Raw genomic sequence first — 20,553 nt, 5'->3', positions numbered from 1 at the left:
GCGGGACGAGCAGTGGTAACCAAGAGGCCTCGCGAAGGAAACACCAAAAAGAAAAGGCTCGACCAATGGTCTGGGATCCGCAGCAATATCTGAAATTCTCCGGCCACAGGCTCCGGCCCGCGGTCGACCTGTTGATGCGCATTCCCGACGTCGGCCCGCGCACGGTCGCGGACCTCGGCGCTGGCGCCGGCAATGTCACCAAGCTGATCAAGGAGCGCTGGCCCTCGGCCGCGGTGACCGGCGTCGAAGGCTCGGCCGAGATGGTTGCAGCGGGGCGCAAGGCCGCGCCTGAGGTGGAATGGTCACATGAAGACCTCGGCCATTGGCACCCCGCCAAGCAATATGACGTCGTCTATTCCAATGCCGCACTGCACTGGCTGCCCAATCACGCGGCACTCTTCCCCTCGGTGATGGAGAAGGTCGCGCCCGGCGGGATACTTGCGGTGCAGATGCCGCGCAACTTCCTGGCGCCGTCGCATGTCCTGATCGGCGAGACCGCCCTGAATGGGCCCTGGCGGTCCAAGGTCGAGCACCTCGTGACGCCGCCGCCGGTGGAGGGGCCGGCCTTTTATCACGATTTGCTCGCGCCGCTGTCCGAGAACATCGATATCTGGGAGACCGAATACCTTCAGGTGCTCGAAGGCGAAAATCCGGTGAAGGAATGGACCAAGGGCACCTGGCTGACGCGGTATCTCGATGTGCTCGAGGGCGACGAGAAGGCAGCGTTCGAAGCGGCCTACGGGACGCGGGTGGCCAAGGCCTATCCCAAGAATGAAGCGGGGCAGACGCTGTTCCCGTTCAGGCGGCTGTTCATGGTCGCCCAGCGCAAAAGTTAATCGTCTTTTCTGCGATGCGACATAAGCGCTCGCTCCCCGGGGCGGAGCGAGCGCCGGGTTGCGCATGCGACCGCCATCAAGATAGCCTCCCTGCGGCATAGCTTCGCTGCGGCAAATTGGGCTTAGGTCTAGTTGTTCGGGGTGCGGATTGCTGCCACTACTGAAACCGTAAAACAAAAAAGAACCCGGTTTCCGAGGTTATTGGGGAGGTCCTTCATGCGCAAACTGCTCTTTGCGGTCGCGGCTGCCGCGTTCGCTTTGGCTCCGGTCCTGTCTTCGGACTTGGCTCAGGCTCAAAGCCCGATCATCATCAAGTTCAGCCACGTCGTGGCCAACGATACGCCGAAGGGCAAGGGCGCGCTCAAGTTCAAGGAGCTCGCCGAGAAGTACACCGACGGCAAGGTCAAGATCGAAGTCTACCCGAACTCCTCGCTCTACAAGGACAAGGAGGAGATCGAGGCGCTGCAGCTCGGTTCGGTGCAGATGCTGGCGCCTTCGACTGCGAAATTCGCCCCGCTCGGCATCAAGGAGTTCGAGGCGCTCGACCTGCCCTGGTTGTTCAAGGACGACGCGACTTATTCCAGCGCGATGAAGGGCACGGTCGGCAAGTGGCTGTTCCAGAAGCTGGAGGCCAAGGGCATCACCGGACTCGCCTATTGGGACAATGGCTTCCACATGGTGTCGTCGAATCGCCCGCTGATGAAGCCGGAGGATTTCAAGGGCCTGAAATTCCGCATCTCCGGATCCAAGATCGCCGATCAGTATTTCCGTCTGATGGGCTCGATCCCGCAGATCATGGCGTTCTCCGAAGTCTATCAGGCGCTGCAGACCGGCGTGGTCGACGGCTGCGAGAACACGGCGTCCAACTATCTGACGCAGAAGTTCTACGAGGTGCAGAAGGACATCACGGTGTCCTATCACGCGCATCTGCAATACGCCGTCATCGTCAACTCGAAATTCTGGTCCGGCCTGCCGCCTGACATCCGCACCCAGCTCGACAAGGCGATGGCGGAGGCGACCGACTATACCAACCAGATCGCACACCAGGAGAACGAGGACGCGCTGGCCGAGATCAAGAAGGCGGGCAAGACCACGCTGCATTATCTGAGCGACGCCGATCGCAAGGCGTGGCAGGAGGCGATGCAGCCGACCTATAAATGGGCGAAGGGCCGGGTTGGACAGGAAGTGCTCGACCTCATCTCCAAGGAACTCGACGTCAAGATGAACTGACGCGTTTCCCGGAAACGCAAATAACAACGGTCGGGAGTGAACGCTCCCGACCGTTTCGTATCGATAGGGGGACTCAATTTGCTGCGCGTGCTCAACCAGGTGCTCAATCATCTCGAAGAATGGTTGATCGCGACGCTCATTGCGGCTGCAACCGGACTGATCTTCATCGCCGTCGTGCACCGCTACGGTGCGGGCGAATCGATCAACCTGTCGCGATGGGCCACCGCGCACGGGATGACCTGGCTGGCATCGCTGTCGATGGCGGTGTTTACCTTCATGTCCGAGCTGGACCTGTCCTGGGCGCAGGAACTCTGCATCTACATGTTCATCTGGATGGCGAAGTTCGGCGCGGCCTATGGCGTGCGCACCGGCATCCATGTCGGCGTCGATCTGCTCGTCAACCGCCTGCCCGAGCACTCGCGCAAGCACGTCATCCTGTTCTCGCTGCTGTGCGGCGCGCTGTTCACCGGCATGATCGCCACCTTCGGTGCCTCCTTTGTCAGCGAGATGTTCAAGACCGGCCAGCAGTCGAACGATCTCGAAGCGCCGATGTGGTTCGTCTATCTGGCGATCCCGCTCGGTTCAGGCCTGATGTGCTTCCGCTTCCTCCAGGTCTCCTGGTCCTATCTCCGGACCGGTGAACTGCCGCATCATGACGAGGCCCATGTCGAGGGCGTGCAGGCCGACGGCTCGCCAGTGCTGCATCCGCAGCCGGCCGGTGCGGCAACGAAGGCTGCCTCGCGAAAGGTGTCGCCGCTCGGCGTCATCCTGATCATGGCGCCGGTCCTGATCTTCGCGCTCTGCCTTGCCGAGAAGACCGGCTTCATCGTGCTGCCGCACTGGATGCGCGCGGCGACCGTATTCGCGCTTCTGATCGCGCTGATGCTGACCGGCATCCCGGTTTCGATCGCGCTCGGTCTCACCGTGATGACGTTCCTGTTCACGCTGACCGCGGTGCCGATCGAAGCCGTCTCGATGAAGCTCTTCACCGGCATCGAGGGCTTCGAGATCATGGCGATCCCGTTCTTCATCCTCGCCGGCAATTTCCTCACCCATGGCGGCGTCGCGCGGCGCATGATCAATTTTGCGACCTCGCTGATCGGGCACTGGCACGGCGGCCTCGGCCTCGCCGGCATCGTCGCCTGCGCGATGTTCGCGCTGGTCTGCGGCTCGAGCGTGGCGACGGTCGCCGCGATCGGCGCCATCGTGCTGCCGGAGATGGTCCGTCACGGCTATCCCATGCGCTTCGGCGCCGGCATCATCACCGTCGCCGGCTCGCTCGGCATCTTGATGCTGCCGTCGATCCCGAAGATCGTCTACGCGGTGTCGACCAACACCTCGATCGGCGCGCTGTTCGTCGCGGGCCTGCTGCCCGGCATCCTCCTGACGACGATGCTCTGCATCGTCACCTGGTGGCTCGCGCGCAAGCGCGACTATCCGCGGCTGCCGAAGGCGACCTGGGGCGAGACCGTCCACGCCTTCCGCGAGAGCATCTGGGGCTTGATGCTGGTCGTCATCATCATCGGCGGCATCTATAGCGGCCTGTTCACCGCGACCGAAGCCGCCGCAATGGCCGCGGTCTATTCCTTCATCATCGCGGTGTTCGTCTACAAGGCGATCAAGATGTCGGACGTGCCGCGGGTGCTGCTGCGCGCCGCCAACACCAGCGCGATGCTGCTCTACATCGTCACCAACGCGGTGCTGTTCTCCTTCGTGCTCTCCAACGAGAACCTGCCGGCGACGCTCGCCGACTGGATCGCGGCGCAAAACCTCGGCTGGGTCGGCTTCCTCCTGGTCGTCAACGTGCTGCTGCTGCTCGCCGGCAACTTCATGGAGCCGAACTCGATCATCCTGATCATGGCGCCGATCCTGGCGCCGGCGGCCAAGAAGCTCGGCATCGACCTCGTCCATTTCGGCATCGTCATGGACGTCAACATGGAGGTCGGCCTCTGCCATCCGCCCGTCGGCTTGAACCTCTACGTCGCATCGATGATCGCGCGAATGCGCATCACGGATCTCGCGGGAGCGGTGATGCCGTGGCTGCTCACCATGCTCGGCTTCCTCGTCATCGTGACCTATTGGCCCGATTTGACGCTGTGGCTGCCGCGGGTGCTCGGGATGCACTGAGGGGCATCTCGCAGCCCGGATGGAGCGAAGCTTAATCCGGGTTTTTGCACGTTTCGATAGATGGCCCCGGATTGCGCTTCGCTCCATCCGGGCTAAACATCAGTCCTCCGCCAGCGATAGCAATCGACCGCGAGATGCGGTTAGATGCCGCGCATCAGGCCGGGAGGACGCAAAATGACTGAATTCAGCAGCGAGCCGAAGGACGCAACGCCGTCCGTCATTGCGCAGCATCAGGCGATGCTGAATGCGCTGCCGTTTTCCGACACGCGGGATTTCGACGACGCTGCGCGCGGCTTTCTCGGCACGATCGAGCACGCGAAGATTACGAATCCGCAAGGGCGAACGGTCTGGAGCCTCGAGCCTTATGGCTTTCTGTCCGCTGCGGAGGCGCCGCCGACGGTCAATCCCAGCCTGTGGCGGCAGTCGCGGCTCAACATGCAGCACGGCCTGTTCGAGGTCGTCCCCGGCGTCTACCAGGTGCGCGGCCTCGACATCGCCAACATGACGCTGATCGAGGGCGACAGCGGCGTCATTGTCGTCGACACCCTGACCTCGATCGAGGGCGCGCGCGCCGCGCTCGATCTCTACTTTCGGCATCGCGGCCTGAAGCCGGTCGCGGCCGTCATCTTCACCCACACCCACACCGATCACTGGGGCGGCGCGCGCGGCGTGCTGGAGGAGGATGCGCTGGCGACCGGGCGCGTGCCGATCATCGCGCCGAACCTGTTCATGGAGCATGCGGTCTCCGAGAACATCATCGCGGGGCCCGCGATGTTGCGCCGGGCGCAATATCAGTTCGGGCCGTTCCTCGCCAAGGGCGTGCGCGGGCAGGTCGACAACGGGCTCGGCAAGTCGATGGCCGCCGGAGGCGTTGCGCTGCTGCGGCCGACCGATCTGATCGTGGCGACCGGCGACAGGCGCGTGATCGACGGCGTCGAGTTCGAATTCCAGATGGCACCGAACAGCGAAGCGCCGGCGGAGATGCACTTCTTCCTTCCGCGCTACAAGCTTCTGAACCTCGCCGAGAATTGCACGCATAATTTCCACAATCTGCTGCCGTTCCGCGGCGCCGACGTGCGCGACGCGCTGGCCTGGTCGAAGTACCTGGGCGAAGCCTTGCATCTGTGGGGCGGCAAGGCGGAAGCGATGTGCGGCCAGCATCACTGGCCGGTGTGGGGACGCGAGCGGATCGACACCATGATCCGCCAGCAGCGCGACCTCTACAAATTCGCGCACGACCAGACCATCCGCCTGATGAACCATGGCCTGAATGCCGCCGAGATCGCCGAGACCATCCAGTTGCCGAAGAGCCTCGAAGGTGCCTGGCACGGCCGCGGCTATTACGGCCACATCCGCCATAACGTGAAGGCGATCTACCAGAAATATCTCGGCTGGTACGACGCCAATCCGGTCAACCTCGATCCGCTGCCGCCGGTGGAGTCGGGCAAGAAGTATGTCGAGTACATGGGCGGCGCGGATGCGATCCTGGCGCGGGCGCGCAAGGACTTTGACAAGGGTGAGTTCCGCTTCGTCGCGCAGGCGCTCGGCCATCTCGTCTTCGCCGAGCCGGACAATCAGGCGGCGCGCGCATTGCTGGCGGATACGCTGGAGCAGCTCGGCTATGCCGCCGAGAGCTCGACCTGGCGCAACGCCTATCTGTTCGGCGCGCAGGAGTTGCGGCAAGGCATGCCGAAGACTCCGCCGCGCCCGCCGATGCCGCGCGAGACGCTGGCGGCGCTGCGCACCTCACAGCTCTGGGACGTGCTCGGGATTCGCCTCAACGGCCCGAAGGCGGAGGGAAAGCACATCGTGCTGAACTGGAGCTTTTCCGACACCGGCGAGACGTTCGTGCTCAACCTCGAAAACTGCGCGCTCACCTATACGGAAGGCGTGCAGGCCGACAACGCGGATGCCAGCTTCACGCTGGCGCGCGCCACGCTGGATGAGGTGATCGCGAAGCTGGCGAGCTTTCCGGAGGCCGTCGCTGCCGGCAAGGTCAAGCTGTCGGGCAACCCGATGAAGCTCGCCGAGCTGATGGGGCTGATGGACGAATTCCCGCGGATGTTCGAGATCGTCGAGCCGAAGCGGACGGTGGTGGTGTAGGGCACCGCTGGCGCGACATATTGAAGTCGTGTGGCGAGACTGGTCACTCCGAGTCTTCGCCAAACTATCGCTGCGGCGTATGGGTCCCGGATCGGCGCGCGCTTTGGACGCGCTTGTCCGGGACGACAGTAGAGGTTGTGGCTGCCTTACTCCGCGCTGCTCACCAGCTTGATCCGTGGCGCGGTGGCCTCGGTCAGGCTGCGATAGGCGGCGAGATAGTCGAGCGCCATCCGCCGCGCCGTAAAGCGCTTCTCGAACTGCTTGCGGATGGCTGTGCGGTCGAGCTGCGCGAGGCGGCCCACCACGCCGGCGGCGCTGAGGATGTCCTCGACCACGAAGCCGGTGAGGCCCTCGTCGATGATCTCGGGCACCGAGCCGCGATTGAAGGCGACGACCGGTGTGCCGCAGGCCATCGCCTCGATCATCACCAGGCCGAACGGCTCCGGCCAGTCGATCGGCAGCAGCAGGCCGAGTGCACCGCTCAGGAAGTCGGACTTCTCGTGATCGCTGATCTCGCCGATGAAATCCACCAGCGGATTGTTCTGGATCATCGGCTTGATCAGTTCGTCATAGTAATCTTGGTCGGCCCGATCGACTTTGGCCGCGATCTTCAGCGGGATGCCGCAATGCATCGCGATCTTGATGGCGCGGTCGACGCCTTTCTCCGGCGCGATACGGCCGAGCACGGCGAGATATTCCTGTTTCGCCGGCTTCGGCCTCAGCAGATTCTCCGGCAGGCCGTGGTGGATCGTCGTCACCCAGTTCGCCTGCGGCACCGGCCGCCGCTGCGCGTTCGAGATCGAGATCACCGGCATCTTGGAGAAGGTGCTGAAGACCGGCTGATGCTCCGGCAGGTCGAGCCGGCCGTGCAGCGTGGTCAGGAACGGCGTCGGCTGCCGGTAGAACAGCGACCACGGATAATAGTCGAGATGGAAGTGGAGGAAGTCGAACTCCTCGTCGTCACATTTCTGCCGCACCCGCTCCAGCAGCACCATGTGCAGCGCGTTGGGATCGCGCACGGAACCGTCGAGACGCAGCGCCCGCGGCCATAGCGCGTCCAGCTTTGCCGACGTCTGGGAATCGCCACTGGCGAACAGCGTCACATCGTGTCCAAGGGCAACCAACTCTTCCGTCAACCAATGCACCACCCGCTCGGTGCCGCCATACAGCTTGGGTGGAACAGCCTCCGTCAACGGAGCTACCTGCGCGATGCGCATCTCACCATCTCCTCTGCGATCATTGAACGTTGAAACCCCCAGCGCGTCGGCACCGGCTATGCCAGCCAAGGGAACGTTTCCGCACTTGCGAAGTTCCCCTCAACAAACGTTACTTATTGGACACATCGCGCGCGTGTCTCGATGCTGCCATCGCATCATCTCAGATCGTCCGCATCCGCATGTCGTGATGACATTGCCCGGGAACCGAGGCGAACTGGTCGATGTTCAATCGGCCAGTAAGAAAAATTGGATCATCATAACGGGGTCAAGTGTCACATGGATCATCTTTCTGGATACGCGCGCAGGCCATTTGCCTTTGTCTTGCGCTATCTTAGGCGGCGGCTCGCGTCGCATCTGGTGATCCTCACCGCCGTCGTTGCGGCGGTTGCCTGCTCCGTGGGCACGCAGTACGGAGTTAAATCCCTCGTCGATAGTTTGTCGGCGGGAACCTCGCATGGTGGCAGCGTATGGCTGGCATTCATCCTGCTCATGTCGCTGATCACCGCCGATAACTTTCTGTGGCGGATCGCGAGCTGGACGGCGAGCTTCACCTTCGTTCGGGTCACGGGCGATTTACGCCGTGACATATTTCGTCATCTGACCGGGCACGCGCCGAGCTATTTCTCGGACCGGATGCCGGGCATGCTGACCAGCCGCATTACGGCCACATCCAATGCCGTGTTCACCGTCGAGAACATGTTCGTCTGGAATGTGTTGCCGCCGTGCATTGCCACGGTTGCGGCCATCATGCTGATTGGAACCGTCAGCCCTTACATGGCCCTCGGCCTGATCGTGATCGCCGGTGGCATGGTAGTCGCGATGTTCCATCTGGCCGCGGCCGGCAAGCCGCTGCATGACGATTTCGCCGACAAGGCGGCCGTGGTCGACGGTGAGATGATCGACGTCATCAGCAATATGCCGCTGGTCCGCGCCTTCTGCGGCATCGGCCACGAGCATGAGCGCTTCGACGCGACGGTGAACCGTGAGCTCACGGCGCGAGGGCGGAGCCTGCGCTATTTGGAGAAGCTGCGGCTCACTCACGCCGGCGTGACCGTCGTCCTGACGGTGGCGCTGATGGCCTGGGCGATCACGCTCTGGCAGCAGGGCGAGGCGACCACCGGCGATGTCGTCCTGGTCTGCACGCTCGGCCTGTCGATCCTCAACGCGACGCGCGATCTCGCGGTGGCGCTCGTGGACGTCACCCAGCACGTCGCGCGCCTGACCGAGGCGATCGCCACGCTCCTGGTGCCGCATGAATTGCGTGATCATCCCGAGGCCGAGCCGCTGGTCAAGAGCGGCGCCGCGATCGCGTACAACAACGTCACCTTCGGCTATCCCGGCGCTGAGAAGATTTTTGAGCGGTTCAGCCTGCGGCTGCAGCCGGGCCAGCGCGTCGGTTTGGTCGGTCAGTCCGGCGGCGGCAAATCGACCTTGTTTACACTGCTGCAGCGCTTCTACGACGTGGACGAAGGCAGCATCACGGTCGACGGCCAGGACATCTCCATGGTGACGCAACAGAGCCTGCGCGAGGCGATCTCCGTCGTGCCGCAGGACATCTCCCTGTTCCATCGCTCCATTCGCGAGAACATCCGCTATGGCCGGCCCAACGCGACCGACGACGAGGTGCTGCGCGCGGCGATCGCGGCGCGCTGCGACTTCATCGACAGCCTGCCCGAAGGTCTCGACACCATGGTCGGCGACCGCGGCGTCAAAATGTCCGGCGGCCAGCGCCAGCGCATCGCGATCGCGCGCGCCTTCCTCAAGGACGCGCCGATCCTGCTGCTCGACGAGGCCACTGCGGCGCTCGACAGCGAATCCGAAGAAGCGATCCGCGAGGCGCTGACGCGGCTGATGCGCGGCCGCACCGTGATCGCGATCGCGCATCGCCTGGCCACGCTGCGCAATTTCGACCGCGTGGTCGTGCTCAGGAACGGCAAGATCATCGAGGATGGCGCGCCCGACCGGCTGATGCAGGGCCACGGTCCGTATCGTGAGCTGGTGACGCAGGAAATGAGCCGGCTCGCGAAGTTTGCCGCGTAAGCCCGATAGTTGCGTTTGCGTTGGTCGCGTTCGCAAAACAAGACGCAGGGGAGCAGCTCATGGCAGCCGAAGCCGCAACCAAGATCATCTCGGTATCGCAGACGGCGGAGGCCGTCGCGGAGCAGGCGTTCTACATTCCGATGACGGGCCCCGCCGCGCGACCGCGGCGGTCTCTCAAGCATGATGACACCTTTATCGTGCTGGACAGCCATGGCGACATCGGCGCTTCGGCCGGCGGGCCGGATGGCCTGTTCAACCATGATACACGTTATCTGGCGCGGCTGGAGCTCGTGCTTGACGATCTCCAGCCCCTGTTGCTCGGCTCGAACCTGCGCGACGACAATTCGGGACTGACGGTCGATCTCACCAATCCCGACATCTACCGGCAGGGCCGTCTCGTCCTGCAAAAGGACCTGCTGCACATCGTGCGCACCATCTTTCTGTGGCGCGGCACGGCGTATCAGCGCATCGGGTTACAGAACCATGGCGAGCAACCGGCCGCCTTCGAGCTGACGCTGCTGTTCGACAACGATTTTGCCGACCTGTTCGAGGTGCGTGGCGAACGGCGACCGCGCCGCGGCACCGGCACCAGCAAGCTGGTCGGACCGACCGACGTGCTGTTCGAATATCGCGGCCTCGACGATGCCGAGCGAACCACCGGCCTGCATTTCGATCCGCGCCCAACCAGGCTTTCGGTCAATGCCGCGACCTGGCAGCTCGAGCTGGAGCCGCATGAGACCAAATCGCTGTTCGTGGCCGTGTCCTGCAACCGGCCGGTGGCGGAGAAGCCGGCGCGGTTCTTCAGGGGGCTGCTCGCCCACCGCCGCGAGATGCGGCGGTCGGCGATCGGGGCGGCGAGCATCGAGACCTCCAACAACATCTTCAACGAGGTGCTGTGCCAGGCCATGGCCGACCTCAACATGCTGACGACGGAGACGCTGCAGGGGCGCTATCCCTATGCCGGTATTCCCTGGTACTCGACGACATTCGGCCGCGACGGCCTGATCACGGCGCTGCAGATGCTGTGGGTCGATCCGCGGGTGGCCAAGGGCGTGCTGCGTCGGCTTGCCCATTTCCAGGCCAAGGCCGTCGATCCGCTCGCCGACGCCGCGCCGGGAAAGATCCTGCACGAGATGCGCGGCGGCGAGATGGCGGCGCTGCGCGAGGTGCCGTTCTCGCAATATTACGGCAGCGTGGATTCCACCGCCTTGTTCGTCCTGCTCGCGGGGCGCTATTTCGAGCGCACCGGCGACGAGAAGACGTTGGTCGAGCTGTGGCCGGCGATCGAGGCGGGGCTCGCCTGGATCGACGGTCCCGGCGACCCCGACCAGGACGGCTTCGTCGAATATCAGCGCGCCACCGAAAAAGGCCTCGCCAATCAGGGCTGGAAGGACTCCTACGACGCCATCTTTCACGCCGACGGCAAGCTCGCGGAAGGCAATATCGCGCTCGCCGAGGTGCAAGGCTATGTCTACGCGGCAAAACAGCTCGCCGCGCGATGTGCGCTGCAGCTTGGCAAGCCCGACCTCGCGAAACGGCTCGAGGCGGAGGCCAGGACGCTCGCCGAGCGCTTCGAGGAGGCATTCTGGTGCGAGGAGCTCGGCACCTATGCACTCGCGCTCGACGGCAACAAGCGGCGATGCGAGGTCCGCACCTCGAATGCCGGGCAGGTGCTGTTCAGCGGCATGATCCGCGAGGACCGCGCCCGTCTCGTTGCTGCCGATCTGATGCGGCCGCACTTCTTCTCGGGCTGGGGCATCCGCACCGTCGCGCGCGGCGAGGTGCGTTACAATCCGATGTCGTATCACGACGGATCGATCTGGCCGCACGACAACGCGCTCATCGCACTCGGGCTCGCGCATTACGGGCTGAAGCACTCGGTCGCGCATGTGTTCAAGGGCCTGTTCGATGCCGCGACCTATATGGATCTGCGGCGGCTGCCGGAATTGTTCTGCGGCTTTCGCCGTGAGAAGCGGCGTGGCCCGACGCTGTATCCGGTCGCCTGCGCCCCGCAGGCCTGGGCCAGTGCGACGCCGTTCACGCTGCTGGAGGCCGCACTCGGCATCGAATTCGATGTCGCGCGCTGCGAGATCCGCCTGCGCAATCCGCATCTGCCGGCGTTCCTGAACGAGGTCATCCTGCGCGATCTGCGGCTTGGCCAATCCAGCGTGGATCTGCGCGTCAGCCGCCACGGCCACGATGTGGCGCTCGAGGTGCTGCGCACGCGCGGCAGGATCCAGGTGTCGATCGTGCTGGCGCATTAGCGGCCTGCGAGGAGGATTTATGCGTACCGCCGGATGGTTGATCTTGAGCATGGCGATTGTTGCGGGATTGACGGTTGCCGTATCGCAGGCTGCGGAGGAGCTGCCCGCGACCACCAATGAGGCGAAGGCGCCGCCGACGGTGCAGCCGCCGGCCTCGGTCGTGCCGGTGACGCCGAAAGATGCCGCGCCGCCGCCATCGGTGACCATCATCGGCGCCAGCGACGCCCACGGCGTGCTCGGCCGCGACGTGCGCAGTGCGGCGGATGAGGACATGGGCCGCATCGTCGACGTCATCGTCGATCGCGAGGGTCATGTCCGCGCCGCCGTGATCGATTTCGGCGGCTTCCTCGGCGTCGGCAGCCGCAAGATCGTGGTGGACTGGAATGCGCTACGCTTCGGCAAGATCGCCAACAAGAAGGACAGCATCACGCTGGAATTGACTAAGGCGCAGGTCGCGGCCGCGCCGGAATACAAGGAAGACACGCCGATGGTCGTGCTCGGCGCGTCCGGCAGTCTTCAACCGCTGCAAGCCATCCAGTGAGGAGGGGGGAGGGCTGACCGCCTGTGCTCTTGTCGAGGAAGCCGAACCATGCAGATCGCGAGGGACGCGTTGAACAGGACAACGTCGCCGCGCCCATCCTTGCGGCCATTCCGGCGCCCTCGCGCCGCAGCCTGCGCGGCCTCGACTGGTTCATCTTCTTCCTCGCCGACGTGCAAACCGGCTTCGGTCCCTTCATCGCGGTTTATCTGACGACGCAGAAATGGACTCAGGTCGAGATCGGCTTCGTGCTGTCGATCGGGGGCATCGTCGCGCTGATCGGCCAGATGCCGGGCGGCGCCATCATCGACGCCGCGAAATCCGAGCGGCTGGTGGCCGCACTTGCGATCGCGACCATCGGCTGCTGCGCGCTCGCCTATGCGGCGATGCCGGTCTTCGCCGTCGTGGTGAGCGCGGCCACGCTGCATGCGGCGGCGAGCTGCGTGCTGGGCCCGGCGATCGCAGCGATCAGCCTTGGTCTCGTCGGTCCGCTCGCGATCGGCGAGCGGCTCGGTCGCAACGCCCGCTTTGCCTCGCTCGGCAACGGTGTCGCCGCCGCGGTGATGGGCACGGCCGGCTATCTGCTGTCGAGCCGCTCGGTGTTTCTGGTCACCTTCCTGCTCGCGATCCCGACCCTGATCGCGCTGTCGCGCATCCGCGAGGAGGAGGTCGACATCGCGCGCTGCCACGGCGAGATGCCGCGCGAGGCGCCGGTTCCCGGCGACACCAATATCTGGCACCTGATCCGGCAGCGGCCGCTCATCGTGTTTGCGCTCAGCGTATTGCTGCTGCAACTGGCTAACGCCTCGATGATGCCGCTGATGGCAAGCGCGGTGACGGCGCGATCGAGCCAGTGGGCGACGGTGCTGGTGGCGGCCTGCATCATCGTCCCCCAGGCGATCGTGGCACTGCTGTCGCCCTCGGTCGGACGCAAGGCGCAAGCGTGGGGCCGTCGGCCGCTGCTCTTGATCGGATTCGGTGCACTGACGATCCGCGGCCTGTTGTTCGCGACTGTGCGCGATCCCTATCTGCTGGTGCTGGTGCAGGTGTTCGACGGTTTCACAGCCGCGGTGTTCGCGGTGATGATTCCGCTGATCGTGGCCGATGTCGCCTTCGGCAGCGGGCACTTCAATCTGGCACAGGGCATCGTCGGCACCGCGACCGGTATCGGCGCGTCGCTGAGCACCGCGCTTGGTGGCTATGTCAGCGACAAATTCGGCAATGCCACCGCATTCTTCGGCCTGGCGAGCATCGCCGCGACCGGGCTGTTGCTGATCCTGTTCGTGATGCCGGAAACCCGGCGCACGGGTATGACGGCCGCAAAAGAATTGGCCGGCTGAACGAATTCAGCCGGCCAAGTTGGTAGGGAGGACGAAAAGATCAGGCGTCGAGATTGTGCAGGCGTTGACGGTTGCGCAGCACGATCTGGCGGGCGCCGGAGAAACCCAGGATGCCCTGGCTGTGGAGCTGCGACAGCGCGCGCGAGACGGTCTCGAGGGTGAGGCCGAGATAGTCGCCGATGTCGCGGCGGCACATCGGCAGCGCCATCATGCCGGCGACGGCGAGGCGGCGATCCATTTCGAGCAGGAAGGTTGCAACCCGCTCCATCGCGGTCTTGCGGCCAAGCAGCAGCATGTGGTCTTCGGCGTGGCGCAACTCGCCCGCCGTCATGGCCCAGAGCTTGCGGGCGACCTGCACGTCGGTGCCGGCGGCCTTCTCCAGGCTCGAGCGCTTCACCAGCCGCACACTGGTGTCGATGATGGCTTCAGCGGCGAGGCGATGGCTGGGGCCGGATTCGAGGCCGAACACGTCGCCGGCAAGATGGAAGGCGCCGATCTGACGGCGGCCGTCGGAGAGGAGCTTGTAGGTGCGGACCGCGCCGGAGACGACCTGATAGACGTATTCGGCCGGCTCGTCTTCGCCGTAGATCTCCTCATCCTTGCGGTAGGAGAACTCGGTGGCGACCAGGCCGACATGGCCGGTGATCGCGCCGAACTGGTCCGAGACGGGATGGGCTGGGGCAATCTTGCCACCGATTTGGGTGTTGATCGCCTGGGTGTTGAGTGTCTGGGTCAGCATCTGCGCCATCTCCGTTGTGATGACGCTTTCCTACGCGGTATCGGATGCTTCGAAAATTTCGCGAGATATCTTAAGGGGGGTTACCTACGTAGAACCCCGTAGGTCAATTCCGGCGCCGATCCTGGATGGCCGCGCGGATGCGCTTGACCAAGTTTTCGTCGAGAAGCGGCTTCAAAATCACATCTTTTACGCCTGCCGCCGCCGCCCGGGCCGAGATATTACCGTCCGGATAGCCGGTGATGAGGATCACCGGGATGTCGCCGTCGGACTGACGCAGCCGGCCGGCGAGCTCGATGCCGTTGATATCGGGCATCTTGTAGTCGATCACATAGCAGTCCGCGTCCGGCAGGCTCGTCGCGTTGAGCAACGCCGTGGCGTTCCGGAAGGTCCGCACGGCAAAGCCGTCGGTTTCCAACAGGAAGCGCAGCGATCCCAGCACGGCGTCATCGTCGTCCACCACGTAGACAACGAGCTGTGCGGGTGATGCCACTGGCAGCCGCTGAGGGTGCGAGCCGATTTCGATCATTCTGACTACGTAGCACAGCGGGAGAGCACCGACTTGACCTGTCTCAATCCCTGAGCATGCCGGCGCGCATGGCCAGCCGCACCAATTCCGAAAGGCTGTTGGCCTGCATCTTGGTCATGACATTGGCCCGGTACACCTCGATGGTGCGCGGGCTGATGTCGTACTCGCGGGCGATCAGCTTGTTGGAGAGCCCCGCGACCAGCCCCTCCATGACCTGACGCTCCCTCGGGCTCAAGGAGGCGACGCGGGCGGCAATGTCCTGGACCACGGCCTCGCTCTTTGCCGCCGGTTCGGCCTGGCGGATGGCGGCCTCGATCATGGCGGTCAAGCGGTCGTCTTCGAACGGCTTTTCCAGGAAGTCGACGGCGCCAAGCTTCATCGCCTCGACTGCGAGCGGCACGTCGCCGTGGCCTGTCATGATCAGGATCGGAAACGGCGAGTGCTGGCTCTTCATCAGCTTCAGGAGCTCGATCCCGTCGAGGCCCGGCATCCTGATGTCGGAGACGACACAACCGAAGGCGAGGCCGGGCAGGGTGTCGAGGAAGTCTTGCGCGTTGTCGAACAACGTGACGCCGAAGCCTGCGGAATCCAGCAGAAAGTTGAGTGAATCCCGCATCGCCTCGTCGTCGTCGATGACGTAAACATGTCCCTTGGTCGTCATTGATCAGTCTCGTCGGCTGCTGGCAGGGTGAAGCGGAATGAAGCGCCGCCCGATGCGTTGTTCTCGGCGACCATGCGGCCGCCGTGAGCCTCGATGATCGAGCGGCTGATCGACAATCCCACGCCCATGCCGGTCTCTTTGGTGGTGAAGAAGGTCTGAAACAGGTTTGGAATGACGTCGTCGCGGAAGCCGGAGCCGGTGTCCGATACCTCCACCTCGATCATGTCGTCCCGGATGTGCCTGTTGGCGATGACGAGCTCGCGCCGCGGCGACTGCGCCATCGCTTCCAGCGCGTTGCGGAACAGATTGACCAGCACCTGCTGGATCTGTACCCGGTCGGCGAGCACGAGATCGGCGTTCGGATCGAGATTGAAGCGGAGCTGAACGTTCTGCTCGCGTGCACCGGCGAGCCCCAGCGCGCCGGCTTCCTCGATCAGTTTCGACAGACTCTCGATTCGCTTCTCGGATTCGCCGCGGGAGACGAAATCGCGCAGCCGCCGGATGATCTGGCCGGCGCGGAGCGCCTGCTCCGACGCGCGATCCAGCGCGCTTTCGACTTTCGGCGTGTTCGGGTCCTGGCTGCCGGCGAGCAATCGCCGCGACCCCTTCATGTAGTTGCTGATCGCAGCCAGCGGCTGGTTGATCTCGTGGGCGAGCGCGGATGCCATCTCGCCCATCGCGGTCAGCCGCGAGACGTGCATGAGCTCGGATTGCAATTCCTGCAGCCGTGCCTGCGTCTGCTGGTGCTCGGTGAGGTCGCGGACGAAGCCGGTGAAATAGGGCTCGCCGCCCGACTGCATCTCGCCGATCGACAGGTGCATCGGGAAGGTGGTCCCGTCGCGGCGCTTGCCGGTCACGATGCGGCCGATGCCGATGATGTGCGGGTCGTTGGTCGAGCGATAGCGTGCGATGTAGCTGTCGTGGCGGGTGCGGTCCGGCTCCGGCATCAGAATGCTGACGTTCTGGCCGATCGCCTCATGCTCGGACCAGCCGAACAGGCGTTCGGCCGCCGTGCTGAACAGCTGCATGATGCCACGGCCGTCGATGACGATCATGGCGTCCGGAATGGTGTGGAGGATGGAGCGGAGGTGGGTCTCGCGCGTCCGCAGGGCTTCCTCGACCTGCTTTTCCTCGTCGATGTCGAGCAAGATGCCGCTGAGATGACGGGCGGTGCCGGCCTCGTCCCTGATCAGGCCGGCGCGGGCCCTGATCCATTTGCCCCGGTCGGACATGCCGGCAATCCTGAAGGAGACGTCGAAGCCGCCGCCATGCCCGGTGACCTGCCTGATCGCAGCCTCGACGCGCTCGCGGTCCCCGGGCTCGAGGCGCGACAGGAAGAGGTCGTAGCTCGCCGGCTGGCCCTGCTCGATACCGAGCAGCATCCGCGCGGTTTCCGACCATTCCAGCTCGCGCGTCGTGAGGTCGAGATCCCAGGTGCCGACGCCGAACCCTTCGATCCGGACCCGGAAATGCTCGCCGCGATGATCGTCCGGCGGGTGCGTTACGCGGGTCGGCGACAAGTCATGGCTCCCATTGTGCAAGCTGCGGCAAGGTGCCGCGAACATGCCGGTAATTTCGCCCAACGCCGCGCCGGAGGCAAGTTCCGATGTCTGATTCCGCTGGTGGATTTCCCGCGGCACGGCCCCGGGGGCGATTTGATCTATCTCATTCTGCCGGGCTGGCGCGGGCTTACACTTTCGTCAAAGCTCACCGCTCCGGAGATTCCCGATGACATACGCGACCGTGATGGTCAGCCTGGCGCTGGATCAGCTCAACACCGCGCGCCTCCAGGTCGCGGGCGAGCTTGCCGAACGATTCGAGGCGGCGATCGTTGGGATCGCCGCAGCGCGATTCGCGCCGCCGCTCTACTTCACCGATGGTGCCGAGGCCCAGCGCCTGATCGATCAGGAGGAGGGCTCCGTCAAGCAGCGCCTTGCCGAACTGGAGGCGCAATTCCGCGCCGCGACCAGGACGCGCAACGGGCGTGCGGAGTGGCGCAGCGCCATGGATTTTCCCGCACGATACGTCCTGGCACAGGCGCGCTGCGCCGACATCATCGTCAGCGGTGGGCAGAGCCCGACCTTCTCCGATGCCTTTTCGATGGCAAGCCCCAGGGATCTGGTGATGCAGACCGGCCGGCCGCTGCTGGTCGTGCCCGACCGAATCAACTGGCTCGATCTGCGCAGCGTGCTGGTGGCCTGGAAGGACACCCCGGAATCGCGGCGCGCGGTGGCCGATGCGCTGCCGATGCTGCGCAAGGCCAAGGATGTCGTCGTGGTCGAGATTCCGGAAGCGGACGATGACCGCTCGGGGGTGATGGCGCATGTCAGCGACGTCGCCGCCTGGCTCGCCCGTCACGGCGTCACCGCGACGGCGCGGGTTCCGGAGGCGGCGAGCGAAACCGCTGCCGTGCAATTGGAGAGGATCGCCAGCGATGTCGGAGCCGGTTTGATCGTCGCCGGTGCCTACGGCCATTCCCGCTTCCGCGAGCTGATTCTCGGCGGCGTCACGGAATATCTGATCACGCAAACCGCCCGCTGCGTGCTGTTGTCGCACTGACGGCCAGATACTGAAGGCAAGTCCTTGAAGGCAAGTCCTTGAAGGTTTGGCCGGCAGAGAACAATCAATGAGGACGCGCCGTGTACAAATTCCTTGAACAGACCGTCGAAAGCTACATGACGCGCAACGTCCGCACGGTGCAGCGTGACCACAATCTGCTCGCACTCAGCGAGATGTTCGAGCAGGACGACTTCAACTCTTATCCGGTCGAGGACGACGGCCAGGTCGTCGGCATCGTCACCAAATTCGACATCCTGAAGTGCTTTGCGTTCACGCCGAGCCAGATGTTGCCGCGCTATCACGACCTGATGAGTCGCAAGGTCGGCGACGTCATGACGCCTGAGTTCATCTATGTCAGCCCCGACACGCGGCTGACGCGCGTGCTCCAGATCATGGTCGAGCACCGGATCCGCAGCATCATCGTGCTCGACGGCACCCAAAAGCTGGTCGGCATCGTTGCGCGCGAAGACGTCATCGCGGCGCTGAAGGCAACCGCGAGCGACTGACGAGACGTCCTCAAATCCTGCGGTTCCAGGCCCCGTGATTTCCCGGAGACGGCAGCGCGCGATGGGCTCGGCGCGATGTCCAGGCGCTTGATATCGTTCGCCAACCTTCAGCGGCCTCACATTAACAGAAATCCATCCATCTTGATTTCAATCAATTCCTCGCGAGGGTGAATGTGTTTTCTGGCTGCGTGTTCTTTCAGAGAGAATCCGCGATGCCCCAGCCCTCCATCTCGAAAACCATGACGACAGGCGAAAGCGGCTTGGCGTTCATATTCGCGGTCACTGCCTTCCTGTGCCTGATCGCCTCGGCCAAGGCGCTCGATGCGCCCTTCGCCTTCCACGCCGCACTGAGCGCGGCGGCGAGCCTGGCCGCGGTGTTCTTCATCATCAACCGCTACTACGACCGCCCGGCGGCGCTGCCGCCCGCGGAGATCAATGGACGGCCCAACTACAACATGGGTCCGATCAAGTTCACCGCATTCATGGCAATGTTCTGGGGCATCGCCGGCTTCCTGGTCGGGCTCATCATCGCCTCGCAGCTGGCCTGGCCCGCGCTGAACTTCGATCTGCCCTGGATCCAATTCGGCCGGCTGCGGCCGCTGCACACCTCCGCCGTGATCTTCGCCTTCGGCGGCAACGTGCTGATCGGCACGTCCTTCTACGTGGTGCAGAAATCCTGCCGCGCGCGCCTCGTCGGCGATCTCGCGCCCTGGTTCGTCGTGCTGGGCTACAACTATTTCATCCTCATCGCCGGCACGGGCTATCTGCTCGGCGTCACTCAGTCGAAGGAATATGCCGAGCCTGAATGGTACGCCGACCTCTGGCTGACCATCGTCTGGGTCGCCTATCTGCTCGTTTTCCTTGGCACCATTATCAAGCGCAAGGAACCGCACATCTTCGTCGCGAACTGGTTCTATCTCGCCTTCATCGTGACGATCGCGGTTCTGCATCTGGGCAACAACCCCGCGCTGCCGGTGTCGTTCTTCGGCTCCAAATCCTACATCGCCTGGGGCGGCATCCAGGATGCCATGTTCCAGTGGTGGTACGGCCATAACGCGGTCGGCTTCTTCCTGACCGCCGGCTTCCTCGCCATCATGTACTACTTCATCCCGAAGCGCGCCGAGCGGCCGGTCTATTCCTACCGGCTCTCGATCATCCACTTCTGGGCGCTGATCTTCCTCTACATCTGGGCCGGCCCGCACCATCTGCACTACACGGCGCTGCCGGATTGGACGCAGACGCTCGGCATGACCTTCTCGATCATGCTGTGGATGCCCTCCTGGGGCGGCATGATCAACGGCCTGATGACGCTGTCGGGCGCCTGGGACAAGCTGCGGACCGACCCCGTGCTGCGCATGCTGGTCGTCTCCGTCGCCTTCTACGGCATGTCGACCTTCGAAGGCCCGATGATGTCGATCAAGGTGGTCAACTCGCTCAGCCACTACACCGATTGGACCATCGGCCACGTGCATTCCGGCGCGCTCGGCTGGGTCGGCTTCGTCTCCTTCGGCGCGCTGTACTGCCTGGTGCCGTGGGTCTGGAATCGCAAGGGCCTCTACAGCCTCAAGCTCGTCAACTGGCACTTCTGGATCGCCACGCTCGGCATCGTTCTCTACATCTCCGCGATGTGGGTGTCCGGCATCCTCCAGGGCCTGATGTGGCGCGCCTACACCTCGCTCGGCTTCCTCGAATATTCCTTCATCGAGACCGTCGAGGCGATGCATCCCTTCTACATCATCCGTGCCGCCGGCGGGGCGCTGTTCCTGATCGGCGCGCTGATCATGGCCTACAATCTCTGGATGACCGTTCGCGTCGGCGAGCAGGAAGTCCAGATGCCCGTCGCTCTTCAGCCGGCGGAATGAGGAGC

The 20,553-nt window shown here is 64.1% G+C and carries 16 protein-coding genes and 1 pseudogene; 12 read left to right on the top strand and 5 right to left on the bottom strand.

The features are described from left to right. The first annotated feature begins 65 nt into the window (after positions 1-65). The 5 genes and pseudogenes from ACWAT4_RS29290 (at position 66) to ACWAT4_RS29270 (ending at position 6,296) form a co-directional block, all read left to right on the top strand. Complete coding sequence (locus tag ACWAT4_RS29290) at positions 66-836, top strand: methyltransferase domain-containing protein (protein WP_212297847.1); 771 nt, start codon at positions 66-68, stop codon at positions 834-836. A 216-nt stretch (positions 837-1,052) separates the two neighbouring features. Beyond that, on the top strand, positions 1,053-2,066 hold the full coding sequence (locus tag ACWAT4_RS29285) for a DctP family TRAP transporter solute-binding subunit (protein ID WP_212297848.1): 1,014 nt from the start codon (positions 1,053-1,055) through the stop codon (positions 2,064-2,066). Between the two features lie 234 nt (positions 2,067-2,300). Beyond that, positions 2,301-2,633, top strand: a pseudogene (locus ACWAT4_RS29280) (TRAP transporter small permease); the annotation flags it as partial. 276 nt (positions 2,634-2,909) lie between these two features. Then, the gene (locus tag ACWAT4_RS29275) at positions 2,910-4,193 is read left to right on the top strand and encodes a TRAP transporter large permease (RefSeq protein ID WP_349629487.1); all 1,284 of its coding nucleotides are present in this window, start codon (positions 2,910-2,912) and stop codon (positions 4,191-4,193) included. A 174-nt stretch (positions 4,194-4,367) separates the two neighbouring features. After that, entirely contained in the window at positions 4,368-6,296 is a 1,929-nt protein-coding gene (locus tag ACWAT4_RS29270) for an alkyl/aryl-sulfatase (RefSeq protein WP_449728690.1), read from the top strand. Between the two features lie 146 nt (positions 6,297-6,442). On the opposite strand, the gene ACWAT4_RS29265 is transcribed toward ACWAT4_RS29270, so the two are convergent. Next, entirely contained in the window at positions 6,443-7,513 is a 1,071-nt protein-coding gene (locus tag ACWAT4_RS29265) for a glycosyltransferase family 4 protein (protein ID WP_212297851.1), read from the bottom strand. 276 nt (positions 7,514-7,789) lie between these two features. On the opposite strand from ACWAT4_RS29265, the gene ACWAT4_RS29260 reads away from it, so the two are divergent. From ACWAT4_RS29260 to ACWAT4_RS29245, 4 genes are read left to right on the top strand one after another with little or no spacing between them, the layout of a single operon-like run. After that, a complete protein-coding gene (locus tag ACWAT4_RS29260; RefSeq protein ID WP_212297852.1) occupies positions 7,790-9,553 on the top strand; it encodes an ABC transporter ATP-binding protein in 1,764 nt (587 codons plus the stop codon). A gap of 59 nt (positions 9,554-9,612) precedes the next feature. Then, complete coding sequence (locus ACWAT4_RS29255; protein ID WP_449728689.1) at positions 9,613-11,817, top strand: amylo-alpha-1,6-glucosidase; 2,205 nt, start codon at positions 9,613-9,615, stop codon at positions 11,815-11,817. Positions 11,818-11,836: 19 nt separating this feature from the next. Further along, positions 11,837-12,358: a PRC-barrel domain-containing protein gene (locus tag ACWAT4_RS29250; RefSeq protein ID WP_212297854.1), complete on the top strand. Its 522-nt coding sequence runs from the start codon at positions 11,837-11,839 to the stop codon at positions 12,356-12,358. 23 nt (positions 12,359-12,381) lie between these two features. Then, positions 12,382-13,695, top strand: a complete 1,314-nt coding sequence (locus ACWAT4_RS29245) for an MFS transporter (RefSeq protein ID WP_212297855.1) — start codon at positions 12,382-12,384, stop codon at positions 13,693-13,695. Positions 13,696-13,735: 40 nt separating this feature from the next. On the opposite strand, the gene ACWAT4_RS29240 is transcribed toward ACWAT4_RS29245, so the two are convergent. The 4 genes from ACWAT4_RS29240 to fixL all read right to left on the bottom strand — a co-directional run bounded on the left by ACWAT4_RS29240 (position 13,736) and on the right by fixL (position 17,141). Beyond that, positions 13,736-14,434, bottom strand: a complete 699-nt coding sequence (locus tag ACWAT4_RS29240) for a helix-turn-helix domain-containing protein (RefSeq protein WP_212297856.1) — start codon at positions 14,432-14,434, stop codon at positions 13,736-13,738. Between the two features lie 103 nt (positions 14,435-14,537). Continuing rightward, complete coding sequence (locus tag ACWAT4_RS29235) at positions 14,538-14,960, bottom strand: response regulator (RefSeq protein ID WP_212297857.1); 423 nt, start codon at positions 14,958-14,960, stop codon at positions 14,538-14,540. A gap of 43 nt (positions 14,961-15,003) precedes the next feature. Next, complete coding sequence (gene fixJ / locus ACWAT4_RS29230) at positions 15,004-15,621, bottom strand: response regulator FixJ (protein WP_212297858.1); 618 nt, start codon at positions 15,619-15,621, stop codon at positions 15,004-15,006. Then, positions 15,618-17,141 carry a sensor protein FixL gene (gene fixL / locus ACWAT4_RS29225; protein WP_212424871.1) on the bottom strand — a complete coding sequence of 508 codons (1,524 nt, stop codon included), beginning with the start codon at positions 17,139-17,141 and terminating at the stop codon, positions 15,618-15,620. Before fixL ends, fixJ begins: the two co-directional genes overlap by 4 nt. Before the next feature lie 208 nt (positions 17,142-17,349). Between fixL and ACWAT4_RS29220 the strand changes: the two genes are divergently transcribed. The 3 genes from ACWAT4_RS29220 to ccoN all read left to right on the top strand — a co-directional run bounded on the left by ACWAT4_RS29220 (position 17,350) and on the right by ccoN (position 20,548). Further along, positions 17,350-18,180 carry a universal stress protein gene (locus ACWAT4_RS29220; protein WP_212297860.1) on the top strand — a complete coding sequence of 277 codons (831 nt, stop codon included), beginning with the start codon at positions 17,350-17,352 and terminating at the stop codon, positions 18,178-18,180. Positions 18,181-18,260: 80 nt separating this feature from the next. Further along, positions 18,261-18,686: a CBS domain-containing protein gene (locus ACWAT4_RS29215; RefSeq protein ID WP_212297861.1), complete on the top strand. Its 426-nt coding sequence runs from the start codon at positions 18,261-18,263 to the stop codon at positions 18,684-18,686. 212 nt (positions 18,687-18,898) lie between these two features. After that, positions 18,899-20,548, top strand: a complete 1,650-nt coding sequence (gene ccoN, locus ACWAT4_RS29210) for a cytochrome-c oxidase, cbb3-type subunit I (protein ID WP_212297862.1) — start codon at positions 18,899-18,901, stop codon at positions 20,546-20,548. Positions 20,549-20,553 lie beyond the last annotated feature (5 nt).

The sequence above is a fragment of the Bradyrhizobium sp. T-1 genome, assembly GCF_053592855.1.
This window is presented reverse-complemented; position numbering and strand designations above follow the sequence as displayed.

What these genes read in the sequence shown, in the direction of transcription:
- ACWAT4_RS29290 (WP_212297847.1), top strand. Translation starts at nt 66, where the DNA reads ATGGTCTGGGATCCGCAGCAATATCTGAAATTCTCCGGCCACAGGCTC.
- ACWAT4_RS29285 (WP_212297848.1), top strand. Translation starts at nt 1,053, where the DNA reads ATGCGCAAACTGCTCTTTGCGGTCGCGGCTGCCGCGTTCGCTTTGGCT.
- ACWAT4_RS29275 (WP_349629487.1), top strand. Translation starts at nt 2,910, where the DNA reads ATGCGCGCGGCGACCGTATTCGCGCTTCTGATCGCGCTGATGCTGACC.
- ACWAT4_RS29270 (WP_449728690.1), top strand. Translation starts at nt 4,368, where the DNA reads ATGACTGAATTCAGCAGCGAGCCGAAGGACGCAACGCCGTCCGTCATT.
- ACWAT4_RS29265 (WP_212297851.1), bottom strand. Translation starts at nt 7,513, where the DNA reads ATGCGCATCGCGCAGGTAGCTCCGTTGACGGAGGCTGTTCCACCCAAG.
- ACWAT4_RS29260 (WP_212297852.1), top strand. Translation starts at nt 7,790, where the DNA reads ATGGATCATCTTTCTGGATACGCGCGCAGGCCATTTGCCTTTGTCTTG.
- ACWAT4_RS29255 (WP_449728689.1), top strand. Translation starts at nt 9,613, where the DNA reads ATGGCAGCCGAAGCCGCAACCAAGATCATCTCGGTATCGCAGACGGCG.
- ACWAT4_RS29250 (WP_212297854.1), top strand. Translation starts at nt 11,837, where the DNA reads ATGCGTACCGCCGGATGGTTGATCTTGAGCATGGCGATTGTTGCGGGA.
- ACWAT4_RS29240 (WP_212297856.1), bottom strand. Translation starts at nt 14,434, where the DNA reads ATGCTGACCCAGACACTCAACACCCAGGCGATCAACACCCAAATCGGT.
- ACWAT4_RS29235 (WP_212297857.1), bottom strand. Translation starts at nt 14,960, where the DNA reads ATGATCGAAATCGGCTCGCACCCTCAGCGGCTGCCAGTGGCATCACCC.
- fixJ (WP_212297858.1), bottom strand. Translation starts at nt 15,621, where the DNA reads ATGACGACCAAGGGACATGTTTACGTCATCGACGACGACGAGGCGATG.
- ACWAT4_RS29220 (WP_212297860.1), top strand. Translation starts at nt 17,350, where the DNA reads ATGACATACGCGACCGTGATGGTCAGCCTGGCGCTGGATCAGCTCAAC.
- ccoN (WP_212297862.1), top strand. Translation starts at nt 18,899, where the DNA reads ATGCCCCAGCCCTCCATCTCGAAAACCATGACGACAGGCGAAAGCGGC.